The sequence below is a fragment of the Aliidiomarina sp. B3213 genome, from assembly GCF_003290085.1.
Classification (GTDB): domain Bacteria; phylum Pseudomonadota; class Gammaproteobacteria; order Enterobacterales; family Alteromonadaceae; genus Aliidiomarina.
The window spans coordinates 860265-885542 of record NZ_QMKJ01000002.1; the positions used below are offsets into that span (position 1 = coordinate 860265).

30 protein-coding genes are annotated in these 25278 nt (G+C 44.9%); 20 read left to right on the plus strand and 10 right to left on the minus strand.

Going from position 1 to position 25278, the window contains the following annotated elements; translation table 11 throughout:
• The 12 genes from glmS (at window position 1) to DQX04_RS09275 (ending at window position 11504) form a co-directional block, all read left to right on the plus strand.
• A complete protein-coding gene (glmS, locus tag DQX04_RS09220) occupies window positions 1–1830 on the plus strand; it encodes a glutamine--fructose-6-phosphate transaminase (isomerizing) (RefSeq protein ID WP_111915589.1) in 1830 nt (609 codons plus the stop codon).
• A gap of 276 nt (window positions 1831–2106) precedes the next feature.
• The gene (locus DQX04_RS09225) at window positions 2107–3375 is read left to right on the plus strand and encodes an efflux RND transporter periplasmic adaptor subunit (RefSeq protein ID WP_111915590.1); all 1269 of its coding nucleotides are present in this window, start codon (window positions 2107–2109) and stop codon (window positions 3373–3375) included.
• Between the two features lie 14 nt (window positions 3376–3389).
• Window positions 3390–4088, plus strand: coding sequence for an ABC transporter ATP-binding protein (locus tag DQX04_RS09230; RefSeq protein WP_111915591.1), 699 nt, complete (start codon window positions 3390–3392; stop codon window positions 4086–4088).
• 10 nt (window positions 4089–4098) lie between these two features.
• Window positions 4099–5397: an ABC transporter permease gene (locus tag DQX04_RS09235; RefSeq protein WP_111915592.1), complete on the plus strand. Its 1299-nt coding sequence runs from the start codon at window positions 4099–4101 to the stop codon at window positions 5395–5397.
• A 4-nt stretch (window positions 5398–5401) separates the two neighbouring features.
• Window positions 5402–6604 carry an FtsX-like permease family protein gene (locus tag DQX04_RS09240; RefSeq protein ID WP_111915593.1) on the plus strand — a complete coding sequence of 401 codons (1203 nt, stop codon included), beginning with the start codon at window positions 5402–5404 and terminating at the stop codon, window positions 6602–6604.
• A gap of 3 nt (window positions 6605–6607) precedes the next feature.
• On the plus strand, window positions 6608–7933 hold the full coding sequence (locus DQX04_RS09245; protein WP_111915594.1) for a sigma-54 dependent transcriptional regulator: 1326 nt from the start codon (window positions 6608–6610) through the stop codon (window positions 7931–7933).
• A 1-nt stretch (window position 7934) separates the two neighbouring features.
• A complete protein-coding gene (locus DQX04_RS09250) occupies window positions 7935–9257 on the plus strand; it encodes a PAS domain-containing sensor histidine kinase (protein ID WP_243618934.1) in 1323 nt (440 codons plus the stop codon).
• Between the two features lie 77 nt (window positions 9258–9334).
• A complete protein-coding gene (locus DQX04_RS09255; protein WP_111915595.1) occupies window positions 9335–9904 on the plus strand; it encodes a manganese efflux pump MntP family protein in 570 nt (189 codons plus the stop codon).
• Window positions 9905–9967: 63 nt separating this feature from the next.
• Window positions 9968–10255, plus strand: coding sequence for a CopG family ribbon-helix-helix protein (locus DQX04_RS09260; RefSeq protein WP_111915596.1), 288 nt, complete (start codon window positions 9968–9970; stop codon window positions 10253–10255).
• Window positions 10256–10528, plus strand: a complete 273-nt coding sequence (locus tag DQX04_RS09265; protein ID WP_111915597.1) for a type II toxin-antitoxin system RelE/ParE family toxin — start codon at window positions 10256–10258, stop codon at window positions 10526–10528.
• Window positions 10529–10671: 143 nt separating this feature from the next.
• A complete protein-coding gene (locus tag DQX04_RS09270; RefSeq protein ID WP_111915598.1) occupies window positions 10672–11202 on the plus strand; it encodes a DUF4377 domain-containing protein in 531 nt (176 codons plus the stop codon).
• Between the two features lie 77 nt (window positions 11203–11279).
• Window positions 11280–11504 carry a hypothetical protein gene (locus DQX04_RS09275; RefSeq protein WP_111915599.1) on the plus strand — a complete coding sequence of 75 codons (225 nt, stop codon included), beginning with the start codon at window positions 11280–11282 and terminating at the stop codon, window positions 11502–11504.
• Here the strand turns inward: DQX04_RS09275 and DQX04_RS09280 are convergent.
• Window positions 11501–12628, minus strand: coding sequence for an alpha/beta hydrolase (locus tag DQX04_RS09280; RefSeq protein WP_207916279.1), 1128 nt, complete (start codon window positions 12626–12628; stop codon window positions 11501–11503). The two genes, DQX04_RS09275 and DQX04_RS09280, sit on opposite strands and share 4 nt — an antisense overlap.
• A gap of 161 nt (window positions 12629–12789) precedes the next feature.
• On the opposite strand from DQX04_RS09280, the gene DQX04_RS09285 reads away from it, so the two are divergent.
• Window positions 12790–13794: a sensor domain-containing diguanylate cyclase gene (locus DQX04_RS09285; protein ID WP_111915600.1), complete on the plus strand. Its 1005-nt coding sequence runs from the start codon at window positions 12790–12792 to the stop codon at window positions 13792–13794.
• 114 nt (window positions 13795–13908) lie between these two features.
• Window positions 13909–14559, plus strand: a complete 651-nt coding sequence (locus DQX04_RS09290) for an epoxyqueuosine reductase QueH (RefSeq protein WP_111915601.1) — start codon at window positions 13909–13911, stop codon at window positions 14557–14559.
• A 10-nt stretch (window positions 14560–14569) separates the two neighbouring features.
• Here DQX04_RS09290 and DQX04_RS09295 read toward each other — a convergent pair whose 3' ends face one another.
• Window positions 14570–15229 carry an SGNH/GDSL hydrolase family protein gene (locus DQX04_RS09295; RefSeq protein ID WP_165831976.1) on the minus strand — a complete coding sequence of 220 codons (660 nt, stop codon included), beginning with the start codon at window positions 15227–15229 and terminating at the stop codon, window positions 14570–14572.
• Window positions 15230–15322: 93 nt separating this feature from the next.
• A complete protein-coding gene (locus tag DQX04_RS09300) occupies window positions 15323–15574 on the minus strand; it encodes a hypothetical protein (RefSeq protein ID WP_111915603.1) in 252 nt (83 codons plus the stop codon).
• A gap of 101 nt (window positions 15575–15675) precedes the next feature.
• Between DQX04_RS09300 and DQX04_RS09305 the strand changes: the two genes are divergently transcribed.
• On the plus strand, window positions 15676–16830 hold the full coding sequence (locus tag DQX04_RS09305) for a hypothetical protein (protein ID WP_111915604.1): 1155 nt from the start codon (window positions 15676–15678) through the stop codon (window positions 16828–16830).
• Window positions 16827–18053 (plus strand): hypothetical protein, encoded by a 1227-nt coding sequence (locus tag DQX04_RS09310; RefSeq protein WP_111915605.1) that lies wholly within the window; start codon window positions 16827–16829, stop codon window positions 18051–18053. The genes DQX04_RS09305 and DQX04_RS09310 overlap by 4 nt, the downstream gene beginning before the upstream one ends.
• Before the next feature lie 15 nt (window positions 18054–18068).
• Here DQX04_RS09310 and DQX04_RS09315 read toward each other — a convergent pair whose 3' ends face one another.
• Entirely contained in the window at window positions 18069–18302 is a 234-nt protein-coding gene (locus DQX04_RS09315) for a hypothetical protein (protein WP_111915606.1), read from the minus strand.
• A gap of 123 nt (window positions 18303–18425) precedes the next feature.
• Here DQX04_RS09315 and DQX04_RS09320 point away from each other — a divergent pair, with 123 nt between their 5' ends.
• Window positions 18426–18953 (plus strand): RNA polymerase sigma factor, encoded by a 528-nt coding sequence (locus DQX04_RS09320; RefSeq protein WP_111915607.1) that lies wholly within the window; start codon window positions 18426–18428, stop codon window positions 18951–18953.
• Window positions 18943–19299, plus strand: coding sequence for a DUF6768 family protein (locus tag DQX04_RS09325; RefSeq protein ID WP_111915608.1), 357 nt, complete (start codon window positions 18943–18945; stop codon window positions 19297–19299). Before DQX04_RS09320 ends, DQX04_RS09325 begins: the two co-directional genes overlap by 11 nt.
• Before the next feature lie 78 nt (window positions 19300–19377).
• Here the strand turns inward: DQX04_RS09325 and DQX04_RS09330 are convergent, their stop codons facing one another.
• Window positions 19378–19701 carry a hypothetical protein gene (locus tag DQX04_RS09330; protein ID WP_111915609.1) on the minus strand — a complete coding sequence of 108 codons (324 nt, stop codon included), beginning with the start codon at window positions 19699–19701 and terminating at the stop codon, window positions 19378–19380.
• A gap of 102 nt (window positions 19702–19803) precedes the next feature.
• On the opposite strand from DQX04_RS09330, the gene DQX04_RS09335 reads away from it, so the two are divergent.
• Together DQX04_RS09335 and DQX04_RS09340 are read left to right on the plus strand one after the other, a co-directional pair.
• A complete protein-coding gene (locus tag DQX04_RS09335) occupies window positions 19804–20967 on the plus strand; it encodes a hypothetical protein (RefSeq protein WP_111915610.1) in 1164 nt (387 codons plus the stop codon).
• Between the two features lie 11 nt (window positions 20968–20978).
• Entirely contained in the window at window positions 20979–21401 is a 423-nt protein-coding gene (locus DQX04_RS09340) for a hypothetical protein (protein ID WP_111915611.1), read from the plus strand.
• Here DQX04_RS09340 and yghU read toward each other — a convergent pair.
• The 5 genes from yghU to DQX04_RS09365 all read right to left on the minus strand — a co-directional run bounded on the left by yghU (window position 21391) and on the right by DQX04_RS09365 (window position 25277).
• Complete coding sequence (gene yghU, locus DQX04_RS09345; RefSeq protein WP_111915612.1) at window positions 21391–22263, minus strand: glutathione-dependent disulfide-bond oxidoreductase; 873 nt, start codon at window positions 22261–22263, stop codon at window positions 21391–21393. The genes DQX04_RS09340 and yghU overlap by 11 nt on opposite strands.
• On the minus strand, window positions 22256–22834 hold the full coding sequence (locus DQX04_RS09350) for an NADPH-dependent FMN reductase (RefSeq protein ID WP_111915613.1): 579 nt from the start codon (window positions 22832–22834) through the stop codon (window positions 22256–22258). The genes yghU and DQX04_RS09350 overlap by 8 nt, the downstream gene beginning before the upstream one ends.
• Before the next feature lie 71 nt (window positions 22835–22905).
• Window positions 22906–24141, minus strand: a complete 1236-nt coding sequence (locus tag DQX04_RS09355) for an ATP-binding protein (RefSeq protein ID WP_111915614.1) — start codon at window positions 24139–24141, stop codon at window positions 22906–22908.
• A gap of 6 nt (window positions 24142–24147) precedes the next feature.
• The gene (locus DQX04_RS09360) at window positions 24148–24852 is read right to left on the minus strand and encodes a winged helix-turn-helix domain-containing protein (protein ID WP_111915615.1); all 705 of its coding nucleotides are present in this window, start codon (window positions 24850–24852) and stop codon (window positions 24148–24150) included.
• Complete coding sequence (locus tag DQX04_RS09365) at window positions 24852–25277, minus strand: DUF3019 domain-containing protein (protein WP_111915616.1); 426 nt, start codon at window positions 25275–25277, stop codon at window positions 24852–24854. Before DQX04_RS09365 ends, DQX04_RS09360 begins: the two co-directional genes overlap by 1 nt.
• Between the last annotated feature and the right edge of the window lies 1 nt (window position 25278).

Genomic DNA, 25278 nt, shown 5'->3' on the forward strand with positions numbered 1-25278 from the left:
ATGTGCGGAATTGTAGGTGCAACGGCAGAGCGTAGAGTTGCAGGAATTTTATTAGAGGGATTACGCCGCTTAGAGTACCGAGGGTACGATTCTGCAGGTATCGCAGTATTAAATGATGACGGTTTACATCAGCTTCGCCGTGTCGGCAAAGTAAAAGCGTTAAGCGACGCGCAAGAAGAAAGTGGTTTAAATGGGTTCGCGGGTATAGCGCATACGCGCTGGGCTACCCATGGCGGCGTAACTGAAGCCAACGCCCACCCTCACCTTTCAAATGACACCATTGCAGTTGTTCACAACGGTATTATTGAAAACCACGAGAGTTTGCGCAAAGAGCTTCAAGCGAAGGGCTATACCTTTAATTCTGATACCGATACCGAAGTTATTTGCCACTTAGTTCATGAAGAACTTAAAACTGCAGAAGACTTATTGGCGGCAGTGAAATCTGCTGTGAAAAAGCTAGAAGGTGCATACGGCACGGTAATTATGGACCAGCGTGAACCAGGTCGCTTAGTAGTTGCTCGCTCGGGTAGCCCGTTAGTTATTGGTTTAGGTATCGACGAAAACTTCGTTGCTTCAGACCAGCTTGCTCTACTTCCGGTAACACGTAAGTTTATTTACCTAGAAGAAGGCGACGTAGCTTCTGTTTCACGCACAGAAGTAAGCATATTCGACGAAAGCGGCGCTCCAGTAGAACGCGACGTAATTACGTCTGATCTTCAGTACGACGCGGGCGGAAAAGGCGAATATCGCCACTACATGCTGAAAGAAATTCACGAACAACCGATTGCAGTGCGCAACACTTTGGAAGGTCGTGTGAATGGTGATCACGTAACCTTAGACGCTTTCGGCGAGGACGCAGAAGACATATTTAAAGACATTCGCCATGTACAAATTGTTGCTTGTGGTACGAGCTACCACGCAGGAATGGTGGCGCGATATTGGTTAGAAGAGTTCGCTGGTGTTTCTTGTAATGTGGAAATTGCTTCAGAGTTTCGCTATCGCAAGTCGCACGTGTTCCCAGGCAGCTTGCTCGTCACTATTTCTCAGTCAGGCGAAACCGCAGACACCCTTGCGGCTCTGCGTTTGGCGAAAACATTAGGCTATCGTTCAACCCTTACGGTTTGTAACGTAGGAAGCTCTTCAATGGTACGCGAATCTGACTTGGCGTTCCTAACCAAAGCAGGTGCGGAAATTGGTGTAGCTTCAACGAAGGCGTTCACTACGCAATTGGTTGGATTGCTCATGTTAGTTGGCGCGCTAGGCCGTGCAAACGGTGTATCTTCAGAAACAGAAGCGCGCATAGCACATGCCCTTTCTTCGTTGCCAAGCAAGCTTGAAGAAGCACTGGGTATCACCGAAGAAATCGAAGTGCTGGCGAAAGAGTTCGCAGATAAAGAACACAGCTTGTTTTTAGGCCGTGGCGACCAGTACCCTATTGCAATGGAAGGTGCGTTAAAGCTGAAAGAAATCAGTTACATTCACGCCGAAGCTTACGCTGCGGGTGAATTGAAACATGGTCCGTTAGCGCTTATCGATGCGGAAATGCCCGTTATTGTTGTTGCTCCAAACAACGAATTACTGGAAAAGCTGAAGTCTAACGTAGAAGAAGTACGTGCACGTGGCGGTATTATGTATGTGTTCGCAGACCGCGACGCACACTTCGAAAGCGACAGCACCATGCGCGTGATTAATATCGCTCATGTCGATCCAATCATCGCACCGATACTCTATACCCTACCGTTACAGCTTCTTAGCTACTACGTCGCCATCATCAAAGGCACCGACGTAGACCAACCAAGAAACTTGGCCAAGTCGGTAACTGTGGAATAACAAAATGGGGTCAGGGGTATTTTACCCCTGACCCCATTTAGCCTTTACCACAAACTTACCCCGCTCAAAAACAGTAGCGTTCGCTACATGAATCTCTCCCATATAATCGAACTACTGTATCTACTTGTGTCCGCACATTGCAAACGGACACATTGACTGTCCGCGGACACACCGACCTATAAATTAATCAATTTAAATCAACACCTTAAATGTTGGCATCAATTCTGCAGTTGGAGGTAAACGAATAAATAAATTGCATCATTAGGACAAACTTAGATGATTCAAGGTACCGACCAACAAGATCATATTATTCAGCGTAAGCCTAAAAGCGCGCTGCGCCGTTACATGCCAAGCGCTGTGGGTATAGTTGCAGCAATAATGTTTGTGATTTTAATTTTTCAGTCATTCGGTAAAGGGGCTAATTTAGTTCTCGACCGGGACCAATTGCAATTCGCTACAGTTCAACGCGGCGATTTGATTCGAGACATTTCCGTGCAAGGCCGTATTGTTGCTGCGAACGCCCCTACTTTGTATAGCCAAGAGAACGGTCAGGTTCATTTGTTAAAACAGCCCGGTGAGGCTGTTTCAGAGGGTGATTTGCTGGCGACGATTACGAGCCCAGCGTTACAGAACGACTTACAGCAACAAGAAGCAGTGCTTGCTGGAATGCGAAGTGACGCTGAACGTGCTGAATTAGAAGCTCGCAATCAGCAGTTAGATATGGAGCAGGTTATGAATACTGCGCAGGTTAATTTAATGGCTGCGCAACGAGAGCTGCAACGCGCGCGACAATCTATTGAGCTGGGTGTTATTCGCCAACTGGATGTTGATATCGCCGAAGATAACTTGATGACGTCTGAGCTTGCATTTGATCACGCTAAACGCAAAGTTGAGTTGGCTGAAGACATGCTTAACTTTGAGCAGAATTCGCGAGCGCAAACAATTCACCGCCAGCAACTCATAGTGGACGAACTACGCCGCAAGGTAGAAGAGCTTAATGTTACCGCTCCGGTTAATGGTCAATTGGGAACCTGGCTAGTTGAGCAGCAAAGCCATGTTATACCGGGGCAACCCCTGCTTACGGTTATTGATTTAAGCGAGTATGAGGCTGAATTGTTGATTCAGGAAAGTCATGCGCAAGACCTCATGCCTTCACAACAAGTGGAAATTCAGTTGGGTAATCAGCAACTAAGAGGCTCGATTAGTTACATAGCCCCTGAAGTGCGCAATAACCAAGTGAGTGCTCGAGTGCGATTCACTGAAGTAGACAATAGCCAGTTGCGTCAAAACCAACGCCTTACCGCAAGGGTGATTCTGGAGCATAAAACCGATGTGCTGAAAATAGCGCGTGGTGACTTTGTGAGCACGGGCGGTGGTCGGCAGGCATATCAAGTTATAGACAACCAAGCTGTTCGCAAGCAAGTACAGCTTGGCGCTCTCTCTGTGCAATGGGTCGAAATATTAGACGGCGCAGAAGAAGGAGAACAGTGGGTTATATCAAACCTTACCGAATTCAATAATCAAAACAGAGTTAATCTGAATTAAACAGGAATTGAATCATGATAACGCTAACTAATTTAAGCAAAATTTTTCGTACAGAATTGATTGAAACCCATGCTTTGAGAAACGTTAATTTACAAGTGAATGAAGGGGAGTTTGTCGCATTAACCGGACCGTCAGGTTCGGGTAAGTCAACGCTACTTAATATTCTTGGTACTTTAGAAGGCTTTGACGAAGGTGATTACCTTCTCGACGGGAAGTCGGTTAATGGTTTGCCAGACAGCGAATTGTCTAAATTACGTAACCAGAAAATTGGTTTTATTTTCCAGAGTTTTAATTTAATCAAAGACTTCAGTATATACGACAATATAGAACTGCCTTTGCGCTACCGAGGATTGAAAGCTAAAGAGCGCAAAGACCGTATAGAAAGTGCATTAGAACTAGTAGGCTTGCAAGCTCGACGCAATTATTTACCGAGTCAGCTTTCAGGTGGGCAACAGCAACGTGTGGCTATAGCACGTGCAATTGCCGGACAACCTCGTATTCTGCTCGCCGATGAACCGACAGGTAACCTCGACTCTTTAATGGCTCGCCAAGTTATGGAGTTGCTAGAGCAAATAAATAAGCAAGGTTGTACCATTTTAATGGTGACTCACGACCCCGACCAAGCACGCCGCGCTAGTCGCAATATTCAAATTGTTGACGGACAACTTCATGACAGCACCTTGTATGAACCGTTAGCGTCGCAAAGCGCTTAAGGGGCAAGTCATGGAACAGTTCATTTACTATTTAAAAGTAAGCTTAAAAAGCATTAAGCGTGCACCACTACCCTACGCTTTAACTATACTTATTCTAAGTGTGGGCCTGGGTGTGTTTTTCGCGAACGCAACGTTTTACTACCGACTGAATTCAGACCCGTTACCAGACAAAAGTGACAAATTGTTTTTTCCTATGACGTTAATCACGCCATACGAATGTAATAACTGCTTACCGCCTAGAGTTCTTAGCTATAGCAATGTGCAAAAGCTATCGAATAGCGGCATTCCCTCAGCTCAAGCCGCTATGTATAGCTCTGCTGGATATGCTCGCTTAACTTTAGAGAACTTGCCTACACCGGTATCTTTGCGAGTAACACAACGTGACTTTTTTGAGATGTTCGAAGTGCCAATATTGCACGGTACGGTATGGTCAGATGGCAGTGCTGAAAACCAAGTTTTAGTAACCAAAGCTACGGCGTTGAGTTTGTTTGGGCGTACCGATGTAGTGGGCGAATCAATTTTACTGGATGACATAACCTTCAGTGTTATCGGCGTACTTAACGACTGGCAAATGCTACCGCGCTTATATGACGCGAATGGCCGTAACCACCTTAGTGAAGGCGCAGACATCTATTTGCCACTGGAAACCGGTTACGATCTGAACTACCTGTCGAATACCAATTCAGTATCTTATGACGATACCGACTATAGGCAATTGGCTACGGAAGGGCGTGCTGGCGCGCTGCACCAACTGCAATTTTGGGTGCAGTTGGATACGCCAGCAGATCAACAGCGTTATCAGCAGTTTATGTTAAGACTGGCAGAAGATGAGAAATCTGCTGGAAGACATCCTGCACCTATCAATAATCAGTTAGTTCCTATCACCGAAATCGTGGATTATTTCGGTGATGCTTCTGGTGATATTGAAGCGTTTGCGTTAGTTACCTTGCTCTTTTTAGTGGTGTGTTTGCTGAACGCTATTCACCTTGCACTAAACCGCTACTTAAGTAATCAATACGAATTTAGCTTACGTCGGGCACTGGGGGCTAGCCGCAGTCAACTGCAACTTCAAATGCTTGCAGATGTGTTACTCATGACTATTTTCTCGCTAGCTGGAGCTTTGTTGATCGCCTATGCCGGGGTAGTTCTTATGAACGCATTGCTTCCACAGAATAGTCTATTTTCTAGCTGGGACATTGCATTGATTATTGCGCTTGTAATGGCAGCGCTTATTTGCAGTTATATCGTTACTTTGTATCCATCTTTGCGCGCTTCTTTTGGCTCATTGAACCAGCAATTAAAGGAATAAATCCATGTCGTTATCACTTTTACTTAAGGTTATTCTTCATCGGAAAATTGTTACTACTCTATTGCTGGTGCAATTAGCGATAACATTGGCTTTGCTTTTAAACAGCATTTTACTTGCTAATCAAACACACCAGCAGCTTAACCAACCTACAGGTCTCGAGTTGGAAAATACACTTCTGGTTCAATTGAAACCCACGACACCACAGCTTCGACAGCACCCAGCGCTTGAAGATTTAATGCAACGGCAAATTGATGCCCTGCAGAATATTCCTAATGTTGTTGCCGCTTCATATAGTAACCAAGCACTGCTTACCCAAGGGGGAAGTAACGGAAATCTTTACGACGTAGAACGTGAAGACACGTCTAATATTGAAAGCGTTCCTATCTACACCACTTCACCTGAGTTTTTTGATGTACTCAATGTGGAGGTATTGCAGGGAGAATTACCTAGTTACTCAGACGCTCCAGACGAAAATGGCCACGTAGGCATAGTGTTGACTGAGAGTTTGGCAAAAGCACTTTTTCCTGAGCAAACGTCTTTTGTTGGCCTTCAGCTTAACCGTGGCCCTGTTCGTGCGGTGGTAAGCGACTTTTATGGCCAACGCAAACGCTCGCCGGGAAATGAAACATTAAATAGCATTCAAGTTATTCCACCAGAATCGGTCGACTGGGGTTACACCTTAATACTGAGAACAACGCAGGGGCAGGCTAATAGTGTTCGTGAACAGTTAACTGGTACTTTGCAGCAAGTAGAACCGAATATTGAAGTCTATTACATTCGCACTTTAGCGGAGCAGCAACGCGAGTTATACAGCAATGAATATGGCTTAGCTTCACTGTTAGCGATTCTGACGGCGTTGATGTTATTGGTCACCATGATTTCAAGTTACAGCAGCACTCACTTCCATGTATTAAAGCGGAATCAAGAAATCGGTGTGAAACGTGCACTGGGTGCCAGCAAAGGTTTAATATTCCTAGAGTTACTAAGTGAAGGCTGGATATGTACTTTAGCTGGGGCAATTCTTGGTGTGGGTTGCGCGCTGATACTCAATCAATCGTTGTCACAAGTGATTAGCTTGCCCTCTCTTAATTGGTGGCTACCTCTCGTAACCAGTGCAATTTTGTTGCTTTCTGTGACACTGGCCACATGGTATCCTGCGGCTATCGCTATTCGAGTGTCTCCGGCCACTGCCACTAAAGCTTTATAGAGCATGTTTAATCTATTAGTAATTGATGATAACCCAGCTATTTGCCAAGCCCTGCAAACTCTATTTTCATTGCAGGGCTATGATGTACACAGTGCAGATACACCGGAAATGGCATGGCAGATACTGGGGAGTCAGCCAATTGATTTGATTCTTCAAGACATGAACTTTTCCTCGGGTGAAATGGACGGCGACCAGGGCCGAGCTTTGTTCTATCAATTGCATGAGCAATATCCAACGGTTCCCATTATATTGATGACCGCCTGGGCTCAGTTAGATATGGTTGTAGAATTGGTGAAAGCAGGCGCAACCGATTATGTTGCAAAGCCTTGGAGCGATCAGCGCTTACTACTCACCGTTGCCAATGCACTTAAATTCAAACAGTTAAGTGAACAGCAAGCTCGCAGGGACGCAGAGCAAAAAGCTGCATTCAAAGGTAAAGATTTGTGTGGATTGGTATTTGCCAGTCGCCAGATGCAGCAACTTATGGAAATGACACTGCAATTGGCGCCTGCCAATGCTGCCGTACTTATCACAGGGCCAAATGGCGCGGGTAAAGAAGGTATTGCTAACGTGCTGCATGCGAACTCATCGCGCCGTAACAAACCTTTCATTAAAGTAAATATGGGGGCTCTACCCGCCGATCTCATGGAAGCTGAATTATTTGGCGCTGAAGCGGGCGCATACAGCGGCGCAAATAAAACTCGTGTTGGTCGATTTGAAGCAGCAGATGGTGGAACTTTATTTCTCGACGAAATAGGTAATTTACCCCTTTCGGGGCAGGCGAAGTTGTTACGTGTACTTCAAACTGGTGAGTATGAGCGATTGGGTTCAAGCAATACACGTCGTGTCGATGTGCGGTTAATCAGTGCAACCAATTCAGATTTAGCAGACGCAATTGCACAAGGTCAATTTCGACAAGATTTGTATTACCGAGTGAATGTCGTTCAGTTGGCTTTACCTGCTTTAGTTGAAAGAACAGATGACATACTCCCGCTGGCACGGCTGTTTCTTAAGGGGGAAAAATCCTTAACAAAAGAAGCTGAGAAACTGCTACTCAGTTATTCTTGGCCGGGAAATGTGCGTGAACTACAAAATGTTTGTCAGCGCTCCCTTATACTGAGTAAAGGTCGTGAAATTGCAGCCGCTGAATTGGGTTTACCTGATATTCCGGTAACAGGTAAAAGGGCATTAGACGACATCGACTGTCAAACCATTGAACAAGCATTGTCGCAGGCAGGTGGAGTAATTTCACGTGCCGCTCAACATCTTGGTATTAGCCGTCAGGCGCTTTATCGACGCATGGAGTTTTACGGCATTGAGACGCCTTAGTTTGACTTCACTCCGATTTAAACTGAGTACAAAGTATCGGCTTTACTTGCTTTGTGCGTTGCTAACATTTGTAGCTATTGGCATTCAATATATCTACTTCGACTTTAAAGGAGTCGAAGTTCCCGCTGTATTTATTATCGCGACCTGCAGTGCCGGCGTATTTTTAGGGGGTTTACTCCGCTGGGCCATACGTCCGTTGTTGAAGGAAATACAAGCACTTAATTTACATGCACAAAATCTACAAGACGGTAGTTTTAATACGAGTGCAAACCAGCTGAAGATACGTGAATTAGATAATTTAGCTGAGAGCTTACAAAGCATGTCTAAGCAGCTTCGCCAAGAGCGTGCGGCTTTAAACCAGCGAGAGCTGTTGCTTGATACCATATTACAAAGTAGCCCGCTGGCCTTAGTGTTAACCGATTCCCGCGATACGATAATTATGAGCAACCCCTCAGCTCGTCAGCTTTTCACTGGGGGACGTGCAATTGACGGCAGTAAACTTGCTGATGTCAGCTCAACCATAACACCGCTAGAAAACGCAATATGCAAAAAACAGCAAGGTTTATTGCGCTTACCAGACCAAAGTGTTTGGCACCTGTCCATTAATCAATTCAAGTTGAACCATAACCAGCACTGGCTTTACTTACTTAAACCTTTAACTCGAGAGATCCAACGTGAAGAGCTAACCGCTTGGAAAAAATTATTGAGAGTGATAGGCCATGAGTTAAATAATTCGTTAGCGCCGTTATCGTCTCTAGGCTTTTCTGGTCGTGAAAGAGCTAAGCAATTAGATCAATTCGAGCTTGCCAACGTATTTGAAACTATTAGTGAGCGGGCGTCCGAGATCAATGAGTTTGTTCAAGCTTATATTCAGTTTGCCAAACTACCTCCGCCAAAAATGAGCACTATGAATTGGCCGAGATTAATTAATCAGCTCCAAAACTTATATGAATTTGAATTGCTTGGAGACTTACCACAACGGGAATGGCAAGCGGATCCTAATCAACTTCACCAGCTACTATTGAATTTGTTGAAAAATGGACACGAGAGTGGGTCTGCGAAAGAGGAAATCACCCTTCAAATTCTCGAAAATCATCATTACTTGGAAATCGTTTTGCAAGACCGAGGTGGTGGAATGAGTAGCCAGCAACTCCAACATGCGCTCATACCTTTTTACACCACGAAGACTAAAGGCTCAGGTATTGGCTTAACGCTTTGTCGTGACATTATCGAAGGACACGGTGGAACTATTAATATACGCAATAAGTCGGGTGGTCTTGAAGTGAGGCTAATATTGCCGATGCAGTCAGGTAACCAGCAATAGAAGACACTCTGTCTCGTGTTGTTTTCAATGATATAATCCCCACCCCAAACGCATAACCCTTTGTACATGGAGTGTTCATGAGCTTTATTGCCCTAATTCTTATTGCATTTGCAATGTCGACAGACGCGTTTGCAGCGGCAATTGGAAAAGGAACCAAATTGCATAAGCCTACGCTAGTTTTGGCGTTAAAAACCGGGTTGGTGTTTGGTGTAATTGAAGGTTTAACACCTGTTATTGGTTGGTTTATAGGTCATGCTGCAGCCTCTTATGTTGAAGCATTCGACCATTGGATAGCATTTGCTTTGCTTGCCGGTTTGGGTGTGCACATTATTTATGAGGGTTTGCAGCCGGTAGATGACAGTGAGCAGTCCCCTGTTAAACGCCAAAGTTTAGGACTTGTTGTGTTAACGGCTGTAGGCACGAGTATTGATGCTATGGCTGTCGGTGTTGGCCTCGCTTTTGTTGAAGTTAATATTGCTCTCGCGGCTACGTTAATTGGGTTTGCGACATTCCTAATGGTTACGCTGGGTGTGATGCTTGGTAGCGTGTTGGGCTCTGTGTTTGGCAAACGCGCAGAAGTATTTGGTGGTTTCGTGCTTATCGGTGTCGGTACGTCTATCTTGGTGAGTCACATATATGCCGTCTAGCAATTAGAAAAATGGGATTGATGTGCTACATTGTAGTTACGATGTAACACATAGGGTTTGATGATGACGGATGCTACTTTTACCTTTCGCGTAGACGATGATCTTAAGAGCAAATTCACTCATGCAGCGAAGTCCAGAGATCGTAGTGGTGCTCAACTACTTCGTGACTTTATGCGTGAATTTGTGAACCAACATCAAGTAACCGTTGATAACGAAGAAAGTTTTCGTCGTCAGGTTGAAATAGGCATGGATTCGGCAAAAGCAGGCGAGCTTGTTCCCTTTAAAGAGGTTGAGGCTCTATTTGCTGCGCGGCGCGCTGCTTCCTATGCTGCTGAGGATTCATCAGAATAAATGGATTTGTTTTGGACTTATGCTGCGATAGGAGATCGCGAAAATATTTATAATTATATTGAATCTAGAAACCCCACCGCTGCTATCAATTTGGACGATTTGTTTTCGGAATCTTGTGTAAAGCTCATTGAGAACCCTCATATTGGTCGTGAAGGGCGTGTTAAGGCAACTAGAGAATTAGTGGTTCATAGAAACTACATGCTGGTTTATCAGTTGGTAAGCGACCAAATTCATATATTAAGAATTCTTCACTCCAAGAAAGAGTGGCCATAAGCTAGCTTGTACTGCTCTTTTATCCACGACAATCTTTTACAAAAAACAGCCATTTTTCCTGCTTTTTCAGCTTTAAATTCCGTCTAAGGTTATGCCAAGCAAATGAGTGTATTTGCTTTCACCTAAACATTAAGGAACGTGTGATGAAAAAGCTCCTTCTCGTAATATCTGCGGTTATGTTGCTTTCCGCCTGTGACGACAGCTCTAATTCTTGGGTAGAAAACTTATCTATTTTTCCCTACAAAGCGCCTTGTACAGGCGTAAGTCAGCAGCTGTGCTACGTAACTGGGCAGTCGGACACCGAAAGCGACTTGTTCTACAACAATATCGTAGGCTTTCAGTATGCTTGGGGTACCGCTTATCAGTTGTCTGTTCGGGTGACACGAATCTCGAACCCACCCGCAGACGGTTCAAGTTTTAGGTATGAGCTTATAGAGATACTTAACGAAACCGAGGCTACGGAAGGTTCTCGTTTTGGCTATGAGTCAGTAGATCTATTAGAAAACACCATCACGTTTGAAAACGATACTTATCTGTTTTTGGGACAACCTTTTGAGTGCTTAGCAGAGTCTGATTGTGAAGGCCTATTGGCTATGAACAATAGTGGTGGAGTGGTGAGTATTACTTTTGAATACATCGGAAACGGTGAAATTGCGTTAGTGAGTTGGAGTTAGTTCGCCATGGTGGTAAAACCCGCTTGGGTTTAGTAGCCTTGCTGCCTTCAATACCCTAAACGGTTAGAAGGCAGCACGTGCGACAATTATTAATAAGATTCTCACTATCCATTGGTTTGCTTATTGTTGTGGGCATTCCAAGCTTCCTTTTTGCGCAATACCTACTTACGTTGTTTGGCTTTGAAGTAGCAGGAATTGTGGGCTACTCCGTAGTTGCAATTCTAGCGACGCTTATTTTTGTTGGGCTTTGTAGCCTTGTGGTTAGTGCTATTTTGGGTTTTATGAGCGCATTAAAGCGTTAATCTCGCAAACTCTCATTTTGTCTGCGTATAGCCGGTAAATATTTAGAGTTATTTGCGATAGCCAATTGCAGAGCGCGAGTTGAGGCCGCCATTGCGGCTTCAGTTTGCCTGTTCATATCGTACGCGGTGGCTAGGCTGTCCCAAAGCATGTCAGAGCGTGGGAACGTTTCTGTACCCTGTTCTAGTATTTCAATGCCCCAGTCTAACTGGCCTTCGTATGCTGCTTTTAATCCGTATACGTTATATTGGTGTGCAGACATTTGAAAGGTAAAACCGAAAGCCTCTGATAGGTCTTGATAGAATTCCCTTAGCGTAGCCAATGACTTCACTTCAATGTTCGGCACTGCGTTATACCCTGAAAATATCTGCCGAAGCCCTTCTACATTTCCATACAGGGGCGCGGTGTCATGGGTTTCGTTTTCAAAAGATTCTGTAAACCATTCAAGGTTTGTGATGCTTTGAGCGCTAAGGGCGTTGCTCATTAGGTTGAAGCCCTCAGCCATTTCTCCGGGTTCGTTAGCAATGCTCAGGAACCATCGTACATGCGGACGATCCTCAATTTGAAATTGTTCAAGGTTGCGACTCAGATAATTATTGTCCCACCATAAACTCGGGCTTATTGATATCGCAGCATTAAATAAATAAGGCTTTTCCAATGCCAAATAGCTTGTAAATAACCCTGAAAGTGAGTGCCCACTTACCACGCGATAGTCAGCAACTCGATATTGGTTTGCCAGATTGTTTAAAACCTCTTCTTGAATGAATGTAGAGAATTGTTGAGCACCTCCAGAACGCTCTTCGTACCCTTCTATTACTGTGGGAGAAAAGTCTTTAAGCCGACTTGTTGCGTCTAAACTTACGATGATCATCTCAGGAATGACCGCGAAGGTACTTAAGAATCGAACGTTTCCTTGAACGTGATCATGTTGATTAGAGCCGTCGAACACGACAAGTAGCGGATATTTAAATTCATCGGAGTGAAAATAGCTCTCGGGTAATGAAATTCGTAATGGAACGCCTTGGACTGTTGCTTCTATTTCATGCTCGGGTTCAGAAGCTTGAGCGCCTAATGGAAATACAAGTAAGACAAATGAAAGGTAGGCCAACCAACGGAAAGTATTCACGGAAATTCTCTTTTTATAAATTTTGACAATAGTTTATCGAACTGGTCGCATGACCTCTAGCGGGGTTTTACAGGTATAACTGTAAATCTTTAATAATAGCCAGTTATTGAACTAAGCTTAAGTTGCCAAAGAGCACATACCGTTTTGCACAGGATGACTTCATGGAAAAAATGTTAAAAGAGTTAGCGATAGCTGTTTCTGACAGCGAAGACCTAGAGTCTTTCGTTCGCCCTTTACTTAAAATGATGGAGGCTATTACAGGATTAGAGTCTACTTATATGACTCGAGTGAATAACCACGAGAGCATCCAAAACGTTATATATGCCGAACATAAAAAGAAGCCTTTTGTGACTGAAGGACTACAGGTTCCATGGAACGACACGCTATGTAAAAGAGCGTTAGACGACCAAATCTTCTATACCGACCGCGTTTCAGAAATTTGGGCGGACTCGGGTGCTGCAAGAGAAATAGGTATAGAAACCTACATTAGCCAACCTATTAACCTTTCTGACGGTACATTTTACGGCACATTGTGCGGCGCTTCTGCCGACCGCGTAAAAGTTAACCAAGAGTCGAGAAAAATTCTGAATTTATTTGCAGAGCTTATTGCGCACCAAATAGAGCGTGAGCGCATGTTAAAGCGTCTGCAAAGCGAGAACATTACTTATAAACACTTTGCGTTAACAGACCAACTTACTGGCATTCCCAATCGTAGAGCTTCAATTATCGAGTTAAGTCGGGCGATGAACCAGGTTAAACGGTCTGGTAGTACTTTACTTGTCGCCTATATCGACTTAGACGGGTTTAAAAAGATTAACGACAACTTCGGGCACGACGCGGGCGATCGCTTTCTTATTGAAATTGCGAAGGTGCTGATTCAAAACTTAAGAGACTCAGACTTTGTAGGCAGACTAGGAGGCGACGAATTCTTAGCTTTTGGCATAAAAGGACAAGAACCCAACTTAGTGTCTAAAGAGACACTTAAAAGCCGCGTGGAGCAATTTACCCAAGGCCTGTTCGACCTCGGCGACTATGAGCTTTCATACGAAGGCGCAAGTGTAGGAGTGGTGAGTTATGAAGGCGACGACATTACCGTCGACCGCTTACTCAACCAAGCCGACAGCGCAATGTACCTTGCTAAACAAAAACGCAAAGCGAAATATTAGTTGAATAACCAATAACTCACAGCATTATGGGCAATCTAACTTGCAATTTGCTGCTTCTTTAAGCAAGATCTGCGGCCTGAAAAAGCAGTAAGAGCTTGCAGCTAGAGGTAAATAATGGCTAAGAAAGAAATGATTGTACTCGAGACTCCAACAGGTTCGGATCACGTTCTGTTGCACTCTTGCTGCGCGCCTTGTTCCGGCGAAGTTATGGAAAGAATGGCTGAAGCTGGCATCAAGTTCACTATTTTCTTTTACAACCCGAACATTCACCCAGAAAAAGAGTACTTGCTGCGTAAAGAAGAGAATATCCGCTTCGCCGAAAAACTAGGCGTGCCGTTTATCGACTGTGATTACGACTCGAAAAACTGGTTTGAACGCGTGAAAGGCTTGGAGTGGGAACCAGAACGCGGAGCTCGTTGTACGGAATGCTTCGACATGCGTTTCGAGCGCACCGCTCTTTATGCACACGAACATGGCTTCGACACCATTACTAGCTGCTTAGGTATTTCTCGCTGGAAGAATATGGACCAAATTAACGACTGTGGTACTCGCGCTGCGGCTAAATATCCAGGCATGCATTACTGGACATTTAATTGGCGCAAGCAAGGTGGCGCTGCGCGTATGGTTGAGATTTCAAAACGAGAGCGCTTTTACCAACAAGAATATTGTGGCTGTGTTTACTCATTGCGCGACACCAATCGCTGGCGCTTAGAAAATGGTCGTGACCGTATTGAGCTTGGCGTTCAGTACTACGGTGATGACTAAACCCCGACGACTAACCTTTATTTAAGTTCACTGCTTGAAATGCGTTTGCGGCCCATAGGGTTGCTGCGTGTTTTGAAGGATGAAACCCGTCTTCAGCCATATACTTGGATTCAAAAGGTATATTTAACGGTAAATAAATACAACGATGATGCGCTTCGCAATGTCGTTTTAGTGCTTTGTTTAATCTTTTTGCTTGTAGACCCACAAACCACCGAAGCGGTTGCGGCAGCGCCGGGAAGTGCTGCATAGGGGGTAAGCTTGAAAAAATAATGGTTTCCGCTGCTAATGTTTCAGTTAAATATTCTGTAAGGTCGGTTAAATTGCGTTTCCATTGGCCAAGCGAAGTTCGTTGGGTGACGTCGTTTACACCTACTGAAACAAGCACTTGGTTGATGGGTTTGCTAGGGCCTATTTGTGCTTGCTTCACAAGCTCAAGCACGCCGGAGCAGGTTAAGCTCGACTTAGCAATGAGCTGCCAATGTACTTGATGATGGTGCTCTAGTAATTTTACCCATTGACCACATACCGCGTCGGCTTGACTCTCACAGCCCACTCCAGCGGCTGCTGAGTCACCAATCACCAACACAGAAATATGTTCCCCCACTTGCTCTTGCCGCAAACCTTCTCGGGGCCCACTTGCTTCTGGCAGTCTAATTGTTTGGGCTCGCACTTGTTTTCCCTGGTATAGCAACCAGGGCGCCAAAAGCAGGGTCAAAATGCGCATAAACATGAGCGGTACTCTAGTTAAGGTGTTGTTTGCACTTTACTTCATTCTAACCTTGCCACCCACCATTTTGTAAGCTGGTGCGCCACGTATCATGGTTTCGCGTGCAAACTGCTGCCCACAGCCTGGGCAAATACAAGGTTCTTTCGTATGGTTTTCAGTGATGCGCTCTAAAAAGCATTTCACCAAGGAGCCTTTCCCGCCCTTTCTATATTTGAAAAGCGGAGCTCGGCAGCTGGCGCAAAAGATGTCGACAGAGCGAAGAGGTAGTTTTTTACGAGGTTTAGCCATGCGGGTATTCTACCGAGTAAATAACCGTATGCAATGCTGACAGGCAGGGGATTTTTCTGATAAAGTTCACAAAATAATAACAAAAAATATAAGGGACTATGATGAAGAAATCAGCTTTTGTCTTAGCGCTTTTTGTTTGTTCCTCCAGCGCCATGGCCACTACAAGCTCGGTAAACCTTCCTGAATTAGAATGGCTTCCAACGGAAAGGTTAAGTGTTCCAAGTCACCACAGTCAGTCGCAATTAGACTTAGATGCTCGTGCTTATCATGAAGCAGATGAATTCGACTTCCCGGAAGCAGAACAAGATTTGCGTGAATATCACTTAGAAGGCCTGAAATTGGCAAGCCCAGATGCTGCTTACGCCTTGGCGGTTATGGATTTGGAAAGTGCGCAAATGAGCCCCGCTATTTTTCATCTGTTACTAGCAGACAGATTTGGTTCAGACAAAGCTGCGCCTGTTTTAGAGCAGTTGCTGCCGCTATTGTCAGAGTCTGCCCTCTCGCAAATTGAAAATGCGGTGGAAGAGTTTGTAGCATCTCAACTTTTAGTTGCGCCACAGAAAGCCGAAAAGAATTACGAGACACGTCAAACTAGGCTAACACGCATAGCCCCTAACGGTTACAGTATTAGCCTTACTGAACGCAGACGTCCAATTATTTATTCCTTTCCTTTTGCATTTGTAGTTGCGCCCGACGGACGTATCGCGGAGGCTTGGACGCCTCCTGATTTGCAGCAAAGAATAGAGCGCAGAGCGCAAGACGAATATGAAAGGTTTCGTTATGAGGAAGGCGACCAGTACACAATTCAATTCTCTGAAATTCATTTTCAAACAGGCATAGACGATGTGGTAGACGCGTTGAATACCTTCACAACACCTGCTCAAAATGGACACCGACCTTCACAACGTGCGGTTGCTGAACTTACCCGAACCTTGGCTATTCTTGATGAAGAAGCTTTAGATATTCCAGAGATGCTAAAGCCAAGCCGGTCAATGGGTTGGTTTGAGTTAGCCGCCAGACAAAATTTTGAGGGAGCGCAGGCTCGCCTCGGCATTGGCTATGGTCGTATAGAATGGACATTATTTTTATTCCAGCATGGTTCTTCCGAATTAAAGCGTCAATCAGCTATAAGCATACTGTTGAGGCTGAATGATTCTGAGTATCGACAGCCCGTAATAGATTATTTGCAGCGCCACCTAGAACAAAATCCAAACGATGAATTGGTACAAGCAATATTAGAACAGGAAGTAGAATGAGAAGTTTAATTTTAGGTGTGATGTTTTGCGTTGCTATGCCCAGCATGGCGCAAGTAGTCTCACCAGAGCCTCTTCCACCTATGACACCTATGCAAGGGCCGGCAGTTCCTTCCGCTCAGCATACGAATGGCACAGAATATGAACTCATAGAGATTTTTAAGGTGTTGGAGCTTGAAGATGTACCTGATTCTGAGGAAGGTTTACTTCAATATTGGAATGAGAATGTATATAAAGCTAGTCCCGACGCAGCATACGATCTCGGGAAATATTATTTAGACCGCTCTGAATTTAGCCAAGCTATTTTTCATTTTATGCTTGCCAAACGTTTCCACTCCGACTTAGCCCAAGAGGCTCTTGATCAAATACTACCTCAGTTAACAGAGCAGCAGATATCTCAATTTGAGCAGTTTGTAGAGCAGTTTATTGAGCACGACCTCATATTACCCGTTATCAATGTTAACCAAGAAACTACGATCAATTTCGAATCAAGAGAAAGACATGAAATACGAGACTATGGTGGAGGAACGCGCGGCGGTGTTGGTAGAGGGCAGTTTGAAATGCCTGTCGATTACAATCGTAACGACTACTTCCTTAACTTACGAGTTACTCTGTTAATTAGTCCAAGAGGCCGTGTTGTTGATTTTTGGACACAAGAGGGTTACGACTCAGAGTTTATGCATAACCTAGAAGATATGGTTAGGGACTTTAGATTCCATGACTCAGAGAATTACACGGTACATAGGTTGCTTATGTATGGGAGTTATGAACAAAACTATATTTCTGAAGTCGCTCGAAGAAATATAGAGTCCCATTTTGGTGTCGCTAAAAGTGGTAATAGAGAATCACAGTATTTAATTTATGAAGCGCTCGAAGTGCATTCGAGAGCTAAGTATTGGGGAGCAGAGGGCAGTGAACTACTAGATGTATTTGAAAACGATCTTGGCTCTCATCAGCTATATTGGCTAGAGCGTGCTGCCCGTCAGGGGAGTGTAAATGCTGAAATTGGATTAGCTCTGTTCTGGTATCAACCGCTTTGGCTTGATTATCTGCTTATAAACGGTAGCGACGAAAACCAACGCAGGGCTGCTATCACACTGGCTTTAAATGTGGGTGATGAAGAACTGCGTGACAAAGGAGTTGTAAAACTGGAGGCTATACTTGAACAAAACCCCGATGACGAGTTAGTTGAAGATATTCTCCAGACGTTAGCAGCGCAAGCTTAAACCGCCTCAGTAAAACTAGTGCTCGCCAGCTTCTCCCTGGCGACGCGCTCGTTCTCTGTCGGATTTATATTGCTCGTAGGTTCTACTTTGCTTTTCCATGCATTCGTCTCTTAGAATGCCCGGCATTATCGTTTTACATTCGTTAATACGGTTTTCACGCATTGCTTCGTACATATCTCGAGTTGTACAGCCAGTTAAGAGCACGCCAAAGCTGAACGTCATCAGTAGCGCTGTTAAGAATGTTTTCATTGTAACTACCACCCTGTAATTTCCATGCCTTTTTAATTCGAGCGTGCCATAGTAAAAAAGTTCTTGGTTCGTGAACCTTTTCTTTTTCTCAGTCGTCTTGTGAGTATCAGTATGGAGTAATGAATGCAAAATGCACAAATTGAATTACTCGTTCTTTCTATGCAAGACGGCGATCGTAGAGCGTTTTCGTTGCTATACCGGTACTTCTCTCCACAGTTGAAACGGTATGCAGTTGCCCGTGTTGGCGATGCTTCTGATGATTTAGTGCATAACGTCTGGATTCGAATAGACCGAGATATTCAAAAATTAAAAGATGTTCGCGTGTTTAAAAGTTGGATATACCGCGCTTTACGTTGGGAAATTGCCGACTGGGTGAAACACAGCGCGCAACGCCAAACCGATACTTTGGAGAACGTTCCTGAGCCGGTAGCTGCAATAGAGCAGGAGAGTTCACCCCTGTTACCGATGTTAGAGGTACTGAACCCTGACGAACGTGAGGTGGTTGAGCTTTTTTATCTTCATGAAATGAGCATTGAAGACATGAGTTTAACGATTGGTATCCCGCTTGGAACGGTGAAATCAAGATTGTATAGAGCAAGGCAAACATTGAAAGCGAATTACGAAAGAGAGGAAACAGACCATGAGCATTGACGACAAAATTAAGAAAGACTTAGCAGAGCAGGCACAAGAGCTTGATCAAATGATGCAAGAAAAAGAGGGTTTGGGTGACTACTTAAAAACCGGATTTCGTTCAGGTATGAAGTGGGTCATGGTGATTGGGTACATTTACGCCATCGTATTTACAGTATTAATGTTTACGTTTGGTTATCAGTTTTTCAACGCAGAACCGCAACGGCAAATATTTTGGGGTGTGTTGCTGATACTGGTTTTTAACGGGCTTATTGCGGTGAAGCTATGGATATTCATCGAAACCAACCGCAACCATACCAGCAAAGAAATCCGAAGACTTGAGTTGCGGTTGCGAAGTTCAAATTAGCTGAGCAAGACAGAATAAAAAGCCCACTTGCGGAGATTAAACAAGTGGGCTTTTCTTTGCGCAGGAGTTTATTGGTCATTAATCAAACCACTTCACCAGCCCCCAAACCGCTAGTGAAGCAACGGCAACGGGAGCCGCAGCGGTAATAATTGCGCCAGCCCCCATTCCACCACCAACAATGGAGCCTACAGAAGCCATACCGGAAGATACCGCGGCTGCCCCACTGGTTCCTGCAGCTCCGAAGGACGATGCTAACGCCGCACCGCTAGTACCTGCTGTGGCAGACATAATACCGGAAGCGCTAGCGCCTCCTACAGTTGCTGCGGTTGATGCTCCGGTTCCAACAGTCGCAATTGTTCCGCCTGTAGCCACTGCATGATGTTTACGAATTGAATTAGCCATGTTGTTTCTCCTTAGTGTTGAACTTGAGAAACAGCATAAACACCTTTATTGTTTATTTTTATTGGTATTTCTATATATAAAAAAAGGAAACAAAAGTTTCATATGGAATTTTCCCGGCTATATCCGGCAATCGGTGCAAGCATGCGTGCGCACGCATACTTAATTTATGGTGGTTCCAGTTACGTAGCGTGGTTGCGTGAGCTATCTAAAAAAATGCTAGAAATCACACCAGACTTAACAACAGCTGAGCAACATTACACCTTATGCTTGGTTCAGGTTCATGCCTACGAAAATCTTCCTAACCGTATCTGTTTTAAGGCTGGTATGGTTGCGAATCAGTCTGAGGAAGTTCGGGAGACTGCCGCGGAGCTCTATCAATATCCGGTAAGTGTTGCAGATGGATTGCTACAAGACGCTATTGCATCGCAAAACCTAAGGGAAGATAAAGTAACCGCAACAGCGGAAGTCTTAGTGCGTTCACCGCAACTCAATTTAAAAGACATACCAACAACATGGCTCTGCCACTTAAGCTGGCATTGCTTCTTTGCCGTTTATTCTCATGCGCTAACTGACCTGTTGGTATACGGAGCTCAGCAGGGCTGGTTAAAGTCGTCGAAGGTAAATGGCTTAAATAACCAGGTAACTTCGGCTAACGCTCTCGCAGAGCGCTATCTGTTGCTCTCGGAGTTCGAACGAATGATGGCTGCGACTTGGTACCAAGACATTATGTTGGTGCAAGATAAGAAGCCTAATAACCCTTTTGCTTCGGTAGATGTGAGCCAGTTGCTTTTTACGACTGATTTAGGAAAGCGAGTGTTAAGTATTGCTTCACAAAACTTTGAGCATGAGGATTTATTTGTGGATTTAGCGCCAAAATTTGCTACAACAGAGCCATTTGAATGCTTAGCTAGGTTAGGTGGACATCATTCGAATATGTATTGGCTATGGAATGATGTTGCTAGTAAGCCAATGAACTTAGGCAAAGTTATTTCTCAGTGTTGTGCATTTGCGTTGGGTCTTCAGGAGCTCACTAGCAAATCACCTGAGATGCCATGGTTTCACGATTCGGATATTCCCCGCTCTTCTTTTGTGGGAGAGTTTTGCAAAACCATTAATAGTTTAGGCATTTCGATTACACCGGAAACACTTTATAAAGCCCACTTAGCTCTATCGAAAAGAATTGAAACAGAATATACCAATACTCAACTGGCGTATCAGAAACGGTTTTTATATCCTTACTCTCCTTGGTATGAATTGCACTTTTGACGAGGATGTCTGTGGGTAAGTATTGGGTTGAGCGTTTTTCAAAACAGCAGCGTGTACTTATATTAATCGGCCTGTTGTGGCTCTTTTTTGCAGTGTTGGGTAAAGACGCCGCTAAATATATGGGTGGTGGAGCGCTGTTGTTGTGGTTGCTGTTTCCTGAAGTAATGGTTAATTCTAGTTACGCAGGTGACAAAACCAAAGATATGCTGCAGTTACTCTCTGTCGACGGCTCTAAACTACGCGTGGGTATGGAGTGGGTAGAAAAAGAGACGATTAAGAAAATTGCACTCGACAAATTCGATGACACGTACGCCACAATGCAATTCCCGTATACCAGTAAAATACCTGCGAACTATTTGTTTCCGCTAGAGCAGATGGAAGAAGTAAGGGCATGGCTAGAACGCAATGCCCCTGAAATTGAAATTATTCGCTAGCCTGCTCTAGCTTGTCTTGAGTTTGGGTGTCGAAGTCGCTGGCATCGTGGCGTTCACGAAGCTGTGAAGACGGCTCACCCCAAGCTCGATTTACCATTTTGCCGCGTTGAACCGCATTACGTTTGCCAATGTCTTCACACCAGCGTAAAACGTTTTTGTATGTGTGCGCTTCGATAAACTCAGCCGCTTCATACACCTCATTTTTCACGAGTGCCCCATACCAAGGCCAAATAGCCATATCGGCTATAGTGTACTCATCACCAGCAATATAAGGGTTATGCTCTAGTTGCTTATCTAACACGTCGAGCTGACGCTTAATTTCCATAGTGTAGCGGTTGATGGGGTATTCATACTTCTCTGGCGCATATGCATAGAAATGACCAAAGCCTCCACCTAACAGCGGCGCGCTCCCCATTTGCCAGAACAGCCAGTTTAGGCATTCAGTGCGCTTGGCCGGGTCTTGAGGAATAAAGTGACCGTATTTTTCTGCGAGATAGAGCAAGATAGAACCTGATTCAAAAACACGTGTTGGCGTTTCTGTGCTGTGGTCAACTAACGCAGGTATTTTCGAGTTAGGGTTCGCACTTACAAAGCCACTGCTAAACTGCTCTCCTTCTAGGATATCGATAATCCATGCATCGTATTCGGCTTCCCTAACCCCCATAGCCAGCAATTCTTCCAGCAATATAGTTACTTTCACACCGTTCGGGGTGGCCAAAGAGTACAGCTGTAACGGGTGCTTCCCTACGGGTAGATCTTTGTCGTGTGTAGCGCCAGCGATGGGGCGGTTAATATTGGCAAACTTGCCGCCATTTTTCGGGTCCCATTTCCATACTTTGGGCGGTGTATATTCGTTACTCATAAAATCCTCTAACTTCTTGAACAATGTTCGCGAGCGCCTTTTCTGCGCTTTCGTTGGTGAGCTCTCCGTTTGAAAACGAATCGGGCGCTTTGCTTAATGCAAACTGTGACGGAGCAACCCATAAGCTAAGTTTGGCGAGTTGATCGCGAAGCAATAAAAGCGCGCGCAATCCGCCAAGCCCGCCCGGAGACGCCGCGGCAATACCGCAAACCTTACCTTTTAAAACACTCACACCGGAATCTCCGTTTTCTAGCGGACGACTAATCCAGTCTAGGGTGTTTTTGATCAGCGCGGGAACGGCTCCATTGTATTCTGGAGAGGCGATAAGAAAGCCGTCGTGCTCACTGCACAACTCTTGAAGCTTTCGCACGTTTTCAGGTACGGCATGTTCTTCTATGTCGCCGTTGTAAATGGGTAACTCGTAGTCGTTAAGTTCAATTAATGTAACTTCGACACCCTGCTTTTGAGCGATGCTTGCCCAAGCTTGGATAAGCTTTTTATTGAGTGAGTCTTTGCGCAAACTACCTGCAAAAGCTAACAACTTCAGTTTACTGCCTTGTGGTGCTGCCATGTGTAACTCCTCGAGGTTTGAGTGTTAGAGCTTAGCTTACTATACGAGGAGTATTAGACTGAAGGATCGTTTTAGACGGTTTTTCTACAAGGTAGAACTAATGTGAATCGAGCGCCTTTTATGGGGCTTTCAGAAATTTCGATAGAGCCATGATGCCAGTCCATAATGCGTGCCACTATGGTTAGCCCAAGGCCTACACCACCGGAGTCTTTTGAACGGCTAGACTCCAAACGTACAAAAGGGTCGAGAATGCGCTTGCGTTGCTCAGGCGCGATGCCGGGGCCATCGTCGTCGACATGTATATTTAAAGTACCTTTTGTTTGCGTAAACGATAATTCGACCCGAGTACTAGCATGGCGTTTTGCGTTAACGACCAAATTTTGAATGGCGCGTTCTATGTAATGACCGTCACAGTCGCATACTACGCTACCTTGAAGTTTGTTTTCTATGGTTACGCCGGGCATGGTGTTAAGCTTGTCGGCAAGGTTTGTACAAAGCTCGGTAATATTGACCTGGCTTAGTGAGAGCAACTCTTCTTGCCCTTCCATTTTTGCATAGTCGAGTAACGTACCCACTAACTGCTCCATTTCCGCGACGTCTTCAGCAAGTGCTGTCAGGTCTTCTCCGCGCTCATTCCGCATTGAAATGGCAAATTTTAATCGCGCTAAGGGTGTTCTCAGGTCGTGTGAAACGGCACGAGTTAATTCTCGTTGAAGTCCTAACAAGTGCTGAATTTGCTGGCGCATAGCATTAAATGACTGGCCAATGTTCGACACCAAAGAGCGTTTAGGCAAGCTGAGTTGCTCGTTCGGCTCTTTTGGAAAGCGTTTTAACTGTAGTTCTAGCCGGCGTAGGTCTCTTGCAAGTGGTGCAATCCAGAGGGTAGCAAGCACTACGAGCAACACGACAAAAGCCGCTTGATACCAATATTGCGGTTGTGGCGCGGGGTCTCCAATGGGACCTATTTGCCAAAGCTGAGGACCTTTTTGTAGGTACAAATAAAGCTGCTGGTCACTATTAAAAAGGGGTACTGCGTTGCCGTTGGCAAGTGCTTCGCGCTGATCGGGTAGCCACCCTACACTCGCTACCATAAGCGTATTTACGGGCTGGTTTATGGCTTGGGAAAAGCTTTGTGCACTTTGGTGGTACTTGCTCGCTTCAACAGCTGCTTCCGAGAATGGAATAACCCATGCTGGGATTTCGGGCACTGTATCGGCCTGCATTCTCCATATTTGTTCAAGGCTCCAACCTAGGCCAATAACGGCTAGTAAAATGAAACCATAAAAATGAACATAGAGACGACGCATTAAGCTTTAATCCCAACCTTCAGGAACGAATAAGTAGCCTTTGCCCCAAACTGTTTTTATACGTTCAGGTTTTTGGTTGTCGTCGCCCAATTTCTTACGCAAATGAGAAACTCGCATATCAACCGTGCGGTCTAGTCCATCATACTCACGCCCGATAATGTCTCGGTGGATAACTTCGCGCGTAACAATCTGCCCAGAACGCTCTGCAAGATACCAAAGTAAGTCGAATTCGTGGCTGGTTAAATCGACCTCTTTGCTGCCAATACTTGCGGTTCTAGACTTTGGTTTTAGCTCTAGCGCACCAAAGGTCATGGTTGCGGCGCTAGACTGTTTGCTACTACTGTCGCTTTGAGCTCTGCGCAATAGAGCATTTACACGAGCAAGCAGAACACGAGGTTCAATCGGTTTTACCACGTAGTCGTCAGCGCCAAGTTCCAACCCAACAACTTGATCTATGTCACTTTCACGCGCCGTGAACATAAGAATAGGACCTCTGTAAAATTCCCTGAGAGACTTACAAATGTCGAACCCGTCTTTACCCGGTAACATAATGTCGAGAATAACAATGTCGGGTTTGTGTTTTTGCACCAAACCGGCAATCTTCTCGCCTCGAACTTCGTGAACCACTTCGAAGTCATTTTGAATTAAATAGTCTTTGATCAGTTGGGCGAGCTTTTGGTCGTCCTCTGCTAATACAATGCGTTTTTTCATTAAAAGACACTCCAAGGGCTGCCTAAACGGCGTCTCGGTTTTAAGCTATGAACGGCGATGCTTACTTCATGAATGATCGCGCCACTCTCGTCGGTTAAACTTATACTGCCTCGCTCGGGCCACTCGATAATACCACTCCACTCACCCGCTTCTGCGTTTTCCCAACATTGTAAAAGTTGGTTATCTTGGTAAATACATGGTCGCTGTAATACGGAGCTTTGCCAACGAATAAGCAAAGGCTGCTCGCAAATTGCTTCGGCTTCTACCGTAACGCAAACTGTAGGGAATACTTCCAAACAAGACTCGGTTTCACACTCCACCCAAGGAATTTCATATACGGGTGCATCAGACTGCTGACTAGGCGTCTGCTTATTAAGCTTGTCTTGAGCAACTACTGGCGCCCCAAAGCAAAGGCTGACCAGCATG

Excerpts from the sequence above, each read along its gene's own strand:
- glmS (WP_111915589.1), top strand. The coding sequence starts at position 1 with ATGTGCGGAATTGTAGGTGCAACGGCAGAGCGTAGAGTTGCAGGAATT.
- DQX04_RS09225 (WP_111915590.1), top strand. The coding sequence starts at position 2,107 with ATGATTCAAGGTACCGACCAACAAGATCATATTATTCAGCGTAAGCCT.
- DQX04_RS09230 (WP_111915591.1), top strand. The coding sequence starts at position 3,390 with ATGATAACGCTAACTAATTTAAGCAAAATTTTTCGTACAGAATTGATT.
- DQX04_RS09235 (WP_111915592.1), top strand. The coding sequence starts at position 4,099 with ATGGAACAGTTCATTTACTATTTAAAAGTAAGCTTAAAAAGCATTAAG.
- DQX04_RS09240 (WP_111915593.1), top strand. The coding sequence starts at position 5,402 with ATGTCGTTATCACTTTTACTTAAGGTTATTCTTCATCGGAAAATTGTT.
- DQX04_RS09245 (WP_111915594.1), top strand. The coding sequence starts at position 6,608 with ATGTTTAATCTATTAGTAATTGATGATAACCCAGCTATTTGCCAAGCC.
- DQX04_RS09255 (WP_111915595.1), top strand. The coding sequence starts at position 9,335 with ATGAGCTTTATTGCCCTAATTCTTATTGCATTTGCAATGTCGACAGAC.
- DQX04_RS09260 (WP_111915596.1), top strand. The coding sequence starts at position 9,968 with ATGACGGATGCTACTTTTACCTTTCGCGTAGACGATGATCTTAAGAGC.
- DQX04_RS09265 (WP_111915597.1), top strand. The coding sequence starts at position 10,256 with ATGGATTTGTTTTGGACTTATGCTGCGATAGGAGATCGCGAAAATATT.
- DQX04_RS09270 (WP_111915598.1), top strand. The coding sequence starts at position 10,672 with ATGAAAAAGCTCCTTCTCGTAATATCTGCGGTTATGTTGCTTTCCGCC.
- DQX04_RS09285 (WP_111915600.1), top strand. The coding sequence starts at position 12,790 with ATGGAAAAAATGTTAAAAGAGTTAGCGATAGCTGTTTCTGACAGCGAA.
- DQX04_RS09290 (WP_111915601.1), top strand. The coding sequence starts at position 13,909 with ATGGCTAAGAAAGAAATGATTGTACTCGAGACTCCAACAGGTTCGGAT.
- DQX04_RS09300 (WP_111915603.1), bottom strand. The coding sequence starts at position 15,574 with ATGGCTAAACCTCGTAAAAAACTACCTCTTCGCTCTGTCGACATCTTT.
- DQX04_RS09305 (WP_111915604.1), top strand. The coding sequence starts at position 15,676 with ATGAAGAAATCAGCTTTTGTCTTAGCGCTTTTTGTTTGTTCCTCCAGC.
- DQX04_RS09310 (WP_111915605.1), top strand. The coding sequence starts at position 16,827 with ATGAGAAGTTTAATTTTAGGTGTGATGTTTTGCGTTGCTATGCCCAGC.
- DQX04_RS09315 (WP_111915606.1), bottom strand. The coding sequence starts at position 18,302 with ATGAAAACATTCTTAACAGCGCTACTGATGACGTTCAGCTTTGGCGTG.
- DQX04_RS09320 (WP_111915607.1), top strand. The coding sequence starts at position 18,426 with ATGCAAAATGCACAAATTGAATTACTCGTTCTTTCTATGCAAGACGGC.
- DQX04_RS09325 (WP_111915608.1), top strand. The coding sequence starts at position 18,943 with ATGAGCATTGACGACAAAATTAAGAAAGACTTAGCAGAGCAGGCACAA.
- DQX04_RS09330 (WP_111915609.1), bottom strand. The coding sequence starts at position 19,701 with ATGGCTAATTCAATTCGTAAACATCATGCAGTGGCTACAGGCGGAACA.
- DQX04_RS09335 (WP_111915610.1), top strand. The coding sequence starts at position 19,804 with ATGGAATTTTCCCGGCTATATCCGGCAATCGGTGCAAGCATGCGTGCG.
- yghU (WP_111915612.1), bottom strand. The coding sequence starts at position 22,263 with ATGAGTAACGAATATACACCGCCCAAAGTATGGAAATGGGACCCGAAA.
- DQX04_RS09350 (WP_111915613.1), bottom strand. The coding sequence starts at position 22,834 with ATGGCAGCACCACAAGGCAGTAAACTGAAGTTGTTAGCTTTTGCAGGT.
- DQX04_RS09355 (WP_111915614.1), bottom strand. The coding sequence starts at position 24,141 with ATGCGTCGTCTCTATGTTCATTTTTATGGTTTCATTTTACTAGCCGTT.
- DQX04_RS09360 (WP_111915615.1), bottom strand. The coding sequence starts at position 24,852 with ATGAAAAAACGCATTGTATTAGCAGAGGACGACCAAAAGCTCGCCCAA.
- DQX04_RS09365 (WP_111915616.1), bottom strand. The coding sequence starts at position 25,277 with ATGCTGGTCAGCCTTTGCTTTGGGGCGCCAGTAGTTGCTCAAGACAAG.